At 42.7% G+C, this 6,399-nt stretch carries 5 protein-coding genes and 4 tRNA genes; 6 read left to right on the top strand and 3 right to left on the bottom strand.

Annotated features, from left to right (window positions below; translation table 11 throughout):
- Positions 1–736: 736 nt before the first annotated feature.
- Together pssA and R7127_RS25635 are read right to left on the bottom strand one after the other, a co-directional pair.
- A complete protein-coding gene (pssA, locus tag R7127_RS25640) occupies positions 737–2,077 on the bottom strand; it encodes a CDP-diacylglycerol--serine O-phosphatidyltransferase (protein ID WP_033907507.1) in 1,341 nt (446 codons plus the stop codon).
- Between the two features lie 71 nt (positions 2,078–2,148).
- Complete coding sequence (locus R7127_RS25635; protein WP_017821963.1) at positions 2,149–2,580, bottom strand: GNAT family N-acetyltransferase; 432 nt, start codon at positions 2,578–2,580, stop codon at positions 2,149–2,151.
- A 101-nt stretch (positions 2,581–2,681) separates the two neighbouring features.
- On the opposite strand from R7127_RS25635, the gene murB reads away from it, so the two are divergent.
- Positions 2,682–3,725 (top strand): UDP-N-acetylmuramate dehydrogenase, encoded by a 1,044-nt coding sequence (murB, locus tag R7127_RS25630; RefSeq protein ID WP_053306556.1) that lies wholly within the window; start codon positions 2,682–2,684, stop codon positions 3,723–3,725.
- Positions 3,722–4,687, top strand: a complete 966-nt coding sequence (gene birA, locus R7127_RS25625) for a bifunctional biotin--[acetyl-CoA-carboxylase] ligase/biotin operon repressor BirA (protein ID WP_170894214.1) — start codon at positions 3,722–3,724, stop codon at positions 4,685–4,687. Before murB ends, birA begins: the two co-directional genes overlap by 4 nt.
- Positions 4,688–4,694: 7 nt before the next feature.
- Here birA and coaA read toward each other — a convergent pair whose 3' ends face one another.
- Positions 4,695–5,618, bottom strand: coding sequence for a type I pantothenate kinase (gene coaA, locus R7127_RS25620; protein WP_005388683.1), 924 nt, complete (start codon positions 5,616–5,618; stop codon positions 4,695–4,697).
- Between the two features lie 205 nt (positions 5,619–5,823).
- Between coaA and R7127_RS25615 the strand changes: the two genes are divergently transcribed.
- From R7127_RS25615 to R7127_RS25600, 4 genes are all read left to right on the top strand, one after another.
- Positions 5,824–5,899 (top strand) — tRNA-Thr (locus R7127_RS25615).
- A gap of 36 nt (positions 5,900–5,935) precedes the next feature.
- Positions 5,936–6,020 (top strand) — tRNA-Tyr (locus tag R7127_RS25610).
- Between the two features lie 35 nt (positions 6,021–6,055).
- Positions 6,056–6,130, top strand: a tRNA-Gly gene (locus R7127_RS25605).
- 13 nt (positions 6,131–6,143) lie between these two features.
- Positions 6,144–6,219 (top strand) — tRNA-Thr (locus tag R7127_RS25600).
- Positions 6,220–6,399: the final 180 nt, after the last annotated feature.

The raw sequence follows: 6,399 nt of genomic DNA, 5'->3' as shown, positions 1-6,399 counted from the left end.
AGTTGGTTAGAATACCGGCCTGTCACGCCGGGGGTCGCGGGTTCGAGTCCCGTCCACTCCGCCACTTATATTAAGCCTCAGTCGAAAGACTGAGGCTTTTTTCGTTTCTACTGCGGCGTTTCCCTGAAGTGTGTTTACACCTAACTAGACTACTCCCCATAATCCCTACTAAGCGAACTCTGCGTGATTACACACTAGGCTTTAATTAATATAGGCCGTTGATGCTGTGGAAAGACAATATGACCTACAAACAAACCTAAGTAATCTATGGTATTCAAAGGCGTTCAACGGCTTGAATCTTGATGAGAAAGAAAAAACGAACTGTGCGCATAATCCAGAAAAGCGTCATATATACCCCCAATCTCTCCTGGCTCAAAAATCAAACGACTTGAAAAGAATTGGAAGGTGAAAGATTGAAGGAGCTCTTCATTAGCGAGGTGATGATTTTCGACGCTGAACATTTGATGAGTCTCAGAAAAAATATATCGCCAAGGGGTAAGAAGCGCCAGAACAGAGAGGGGGAGCTTAGCTCGAGGCTGTAAGCTATGCGGAATAACTCACAAACGTCAAAGCTCAAACCCATTAAGAGAGTCGCTCTAGATCTAAGTGGTTATGTGCTCACTAGCGGTACTAGAAAATAGTTAAGTATCCCAAATGGATTATATGAAAAAGCCAACTGCTAAAGCGGTTGGCTTAGTATAAAAATCTCGACGTACTTTAGAGCGAGAAATGATGTCTAAAGAATACGTTTTAAAACACCATCTGCCTTTAGGCGGGTAATTTTTCTGACCAGTCGCTGTACCCCTATAGGATAGTCTTCTACTTTCTCTAATTGCTTATAGGTACAGATAAGGTGAGTATGCTCAAGAATACGCGAAACTTCGTCTTCAAACTTCTCAGTGAGCTTCGCATAATTGTCTTGTATGAGTAGCCCATTTTCTAGGTCGAGTGACCAAGCACGTGGATTTAGGTTATTCCCAGTAAGTAGCATATAGCGTTTATCAACCCAAATACCCTTAAGGTGGAAGCTGTTATTGTCATGCTTCCATAGGTGAATTGACAATTTACGTGCGGCGATATTCGCTTCATTGGTTTTCGCAAAGCGACGCAAATTCACTTCGTAAAGATATGGAAGTCCGCCAATGGTTTTAAAGTCTTCCTCAGGTGCAATGTAAAAGTCATTGGCGGTTTTATCACCCACAACAATAGTTACTTTCACACCACGCTTCATGGCTCGTTTCACTTCACGATGAAGTGCTTTAGGGAAGTTAAAGTAAGGCGTACAAATGAAAATTTCGTCTTGGGCTGCTGCCAATAACTTTACAATCTGTTGATTGAGCAGATTACGGCGTTTGCCTAGCCCAACTAACGGAGTGACTTTTACACTTTCTTCTGTTGCAGCTTGGTCTTCAAACTTATAGTTGGCTTGAGCAAGAGAAGCCCTCAGTTGGCGAATCGCCGACTTTATTTCTTTGGTTTCTGGCTTATCTTTTCCTGCAAGATCATTAACGGCAGGGTGAGCAATCATTTCTTCCTGAATGAATTGCACCATTGAATTCGCTAAAGATTCATGTCGAATCACATGGTAACGATCAAATCGATAACGTTCATGATAATGGAGATAAACGTTATTTAAGCTCGCCCCACTGTAGATAACAGTATCATCGACAATGAAGCCTTTTAAATGCAGTACCCCAAAAACTTCTCTGCCACGCACTGGTATGCCATAGACAGGGATTGGGTGTTGGTACTTACTGGCATATGCTTTGTAAAGCGCTGAATTACCCTCAGATGTCTCCGCACCAATCAGGCCACGCTGCGCTCGATGCCAGTCGACACAGATATTGATGTCCAACCCAGGATTGCGCTGTTTCGCTTCATAAAGCGCAGTGAGAATTTCACGTCCAGCTTCATCATCTTCCAGATATAGAGCGACTAGGTAAATTCGCGACGTTGCTTTGCTGATAGCATCTAAAAGACGGGTTCTGAATGATTCTGCTGAATACAGAACATCAAAGTCTTCCGGATTGACAGCGAGACTTGGCAACTGTTCGAATGGATTCCTACTTACTATCATATCGGTATGAGTACCTTAGTTTAGTGCAATATTGCGAACCTGCCATTTTATCAAAGATATGATTTACCTGGCTACAAAAGCACGCGTTTTGATGTCGTTGAAGAGATGAATTGCATTGGAATGAGATCTTTACCGCTATCTACATAACGTTGAAATGCCATTTTTAGCGGGTGTGGTAGCTCAGAGCAATCAATTGTTGTGAATCCATGCTTGGAATAATAGGATTCGAGATGTGTAAACGCGAAGCAATAATCGCCATCAGTGAAAACATTGTTTTTACAATGAGTTAGTAGTTTTTTTCCAATCCCTGTTCCCCTAACTTTCGGAATGACCAACATTCCTGTCAATAGACGAACTTTATCTACACTTTTTAAACGTAGTAACGCAATGATTTCACCTTTATGGCTTGCTGTAATGATCAATTCATCTTTTTTGGCTCGACCCGCAGGGTAATACGCTTTGTATAGTTTCTTAATGAGGGGGAGCTTGATGGGATTTAACACTTCTATGATTAATGAGTCTGGTATTGTCACTGCGGTTAAAAGATAACTAATGTAGAATGTCGACAGTTTAAGAGAATCTTATCTGGTGTTGCAAACCTACTATGCAAATTAAAACAAATGCGAGCCTAAAGGCTTACCATACTTTTGGAATTGAACAATCGTGTTCCTATTTAGCTATCGTTGAGTCGCTCGAAGATGTTATTGAGCTATTTCAAAACCCAAGATTCACCCATTTACCGAAACTTTTTTTAGGTAAAGGAAGTAATGTTCTTTTTACAGAACATTTTGAGGGATTAGTGATTGTTAATCGAATCATGGGTAAAGAAGTCACGGAAACGGATGAGCACTACCTATTACATATTGCCGGTGGTGAAGATTGGCCTGAATTAGTTTCCTGGTGTGTGAATCAGGGGATCGGTGGGATCGAGAACTTAGCTTTGATTCCAGGTTGTGCTGGCTCGGCTCCTATTCAGAACATTGGTGCGTATGGCCTAGAGCTAAAAGACATCTGTGATTATGTAGATGTTCTTGATCTAACTACGTTTGAAAACAAAAGAATGCACGCCCAAGACTGTGAGTTTGCCTATAGGGATTCCATATTTAAACATGCGTTGCACGGAAAGTGCTTTATCACCGCATTAGGGCTTAAGTTGGCGAAGCAATGGCAGCCGATTAACCAGTACGGTCCTTTACAAAGTATCCCAGAAGAACAACTCAGCCCTGCTTCTATCTTCGAACGAGTATGCCAAGTGCGAAAGGCAAAACTGCCAGATCCAACCAAGATAGGTAACGCAGGTAGTTTCTTTAAAAACCCAGTGATCACGCAAGATCACTATGATCGACTCACAAAAAAATACCCTAACGTAGTAGCCTACCCAGCTTCTGGAGGAATGAAAATTGCTGCTGGTTGGCTTATTGATCAGTGTGGATTAAAGGGGAAGTCTGTACATGGTGCGCAGGTCAACCCTATGCAAGCTTTGGTTTTGACCAACATAGATAATTGTAGTGCTGATGACATTGTCGCGCTTGCTTCTTTAGTGAAGCAGACAGTATGGGACAAATACCAAATCATACTTGAGCATGAAGTACGCTTTCTCAATCGTACCGGGGAGACCAATTTGACTCAGATCGAGGCATCTAGATGAGAAAAGATCACTCTACGAAACTTCATATTTTAAAGTTATTAAGTGATGGAGAGTTTCATTCAGGAGAAGCTTTGGGCGACGATCTTAATGTTTCCAGAGCGGCAATCGCTAAGCACATTAAAGGTCTTAGTGAATGGGGTATTGATATTTATCGAGTGCAAGGGCGCGGTTACCAATTAGCCTCACCATTGCAGCTGTTAGACGAGACTCTCTTTACCACTAGCTCGGAGTCACTTGTTGAACTCGTCCCTGTGATTGACTCAACGAATCAATATTTGCTCGACAGGGTCGCGGATTCGGAAAAGGGCCGTGTTTGTATTGCTGAATATCAAGCACAAGGGCGTGGTCGCCGCGGTAGACAATGGGTCTCACCATTTGGCTCTAACTTATATCTCTCTATGTATTGGCGACTGGATGCAGGAATGGCTGCGGCAATGGGCTTGAGCTTGGTGATTGGGATTGCCGCAGTGGAAGCTCTGGAAGAAGTAGGCATGCAAGGTGTTAAACTCAAGTGGCCGAATGACTTGTATTATCAAGATAAAAAACTGGCCGGAATCTTGGTTGAAATGTCGGGTCAGGCCGGTGGGGCTGCTCATCTAGTGATTGGGATGGGCCTGAATATTGGAATGCCTGACGACCAGCCTGAGATTGACCAGCCATGGACCACGTTGAACCAAGTAAATCAGAGTCTCAAGATCGATAGAAATGTTCTAGCAATGACTCTTATCAAGCATTGGAATTCTGCACTTGTCGAATATGAAATGAAAGGGCTTACTGGCTTTATCGAACGTTGGAATCGGTTAGACAATTTCCTTAATCGTCAGGTCAAACTGCTTATTGGGCCTAGAGAGGTACATGGCGTCGTTCGAGGCATCGATCATCAAGGTGGAATATTAATCGAAACCTCCCAAGGACTAGAGACTTATATTGGTGGTGAAATCTCGTTGCGTAAAAGTGACTAATCTTCGATTACTTTCGCAACGAGACTTTATCAACTAAGTGGTTAACGCCTTTGTGTAGAATCAAGTGGGCTCTCTCTCGAGTTGGAAGAATATTCAATTCTAAATTGAGCCCATTAATATCATGCCAAATTTGCTTCGCTTTTTTCTTTGCGTCATCGACAGAGAGTTGTGTGTAGTGGCTAAAATAAGAGCCTGGTTTCGTAAAGGCCCCTTGGCGAAACTTTAAAAAGCGTTCTACATACCAATGTTCAATGGTCTCTGTTTCTGCATCGACATAAATTGAAAAATCTAAAAAGTCAGAGACGAAGACACGATGCGGGTCATGTGGATAGTCCATTCCACTTTGCAGAACGTTTAAACCTTCAATAATAAGAACATCCGGTCTATCCACTTTTCTTAGTTCATCAGTAATGTCATACGTGATGTGAGAGTAGATGGGTACTTCAAGATCGGGTTTTCCTGCCTTTACGTCAGACATGAACTCGACTAAGCGCTTGATATCATAGGATTCTGGGAAGCCTTTACGATGCATGATACCGCGTTCTTCTAGTACTTTTTTCGGATATAGGAAGCCATCTGTTGTAACCAAGGACACTTTGGGATGATTCTCCCAACGAGAAAGCAATGCCGTTAGAATACGAGCAGTCGTACTTTTGCCTACAGCAACACTGCCAGCGATACCAATTACGAAAGGGGGAGCATGTTCCTCTGTATTTAAGAATTGTTGTAATACGGAATTGCGGCTTTGACGAGCCTGGACATACAGATTCAAAAGACGAGACAAAGGAAGGTAGATCTCTACCGCTTCCTCCATGGTTAGGTTTTCATTAATGCCCTGAAGCGCAGTCAAGTCGTCTTCAGAAAGTGTCATCGGTACAGAGTTTCTTAACTCGGCCCAATTTGCACGGTCAAATGACAAAAATGGACTCATGGGTCTCTTTTATCCTTGGTTTAATAGAAGCAAGAACATACATCAAGCGAACTTCAAAGCAAACGACAAAGGTCGAAGTTTACTTTAAAAAAGCTAAGTTTGTACGAATTTGCAGCAAACGAATCTAAAAAATCGAAATTTATGATTTTTTTTCAAATTACTATTGCAACCTAGAAAATCATTCAATAGAATGCGCACCACTTATGCCGACTTAGCTCAGTAGGTAGAGCAACTGACTTGTAATCAGTAGGTCACCAGTTCGATTCCGGTAGTCGGCACCATTCTTTCCTTTAGTAGTCTGAATGGCTTGAAAATTTGGAGGGGTTCCCGAGTGGCCAAAGGGAGCAGACTGTAAATCTGCCGGCACTGCCTTCGATGGTTCGAATCCGTCCCCCTCCACCATATTCTTTAGGAAATAGCTCTCAGAGTTACGTGTTGCGGGCATCGTATAATGGCTATTACCTCAGCCTTCCAAGCTGATGATGCGGGTTCGATTCCCGCTGCCCGCTCCACTCTAATTTGAGTGCTGATATAGCTCAGGTGGTAGAGCGCATCCTTGGTAAGGATGAGGTCGGCAGTTCGAGTCTGCCTATCAGCACCAGCTCTCAAGTTTATTTCCTTTTGATATTAGATTTACCAATTATCTTTTTTTGGTTGCGTGGTCAATTTGGGCCACCTAAATCCGTACCTAGAGGGACCACTCATGTCTAAAGAAAAATTTGAACGTACGAAACCGCACGTTAACGTTGGTACTATCGGCCACGTTGACCACGGTAAAACA

Source organism: Vibrio sp. 1159, assembly GCF_033340395.1.
GTDB classification, from domain to species: domain Bacteria; phylum Pseudomonadota; class Gammaproteobacteria; order Enterobacterales; family Vibrionaceae; genus Vibrio; species Vibrio alginolyticus.
Note: the sequence above shows the minus strand (reverse complement) of the source record. Positions and strands in the feature narration are given on the sequence as shown.

Excerpts from the sequence above, each read along its gene's own strand:
- pssA (WP_033907507.1), bottom strand. The coding sequence starts at position 2,077 with ATGATAGTAAGTAGGAATCCATTCGAACAGTTGCCAAGTCTCGCTGTC.
- murB (WP_053306556.1), top strand. The coding sequence starts at position 2,682 with ATGCAAATTAAAACAAATGCGAGCCTAAAGGCTTACCATACTTTTGGA.
- birA (WP_170894214.1), top strand. The coding sequence starts at position 3,722 with ATGAGAAAAGATCACTCTACGAAACTTCATATTTTAAAGTTATTAAGT.
- coaA (WP_005388683.1), bottom strand. The coding sequence starts at position 5,618 with ATGAGTCCATTTTTGTCATTTGACCGTGCAAATTGGGCCGAGTTAAGA.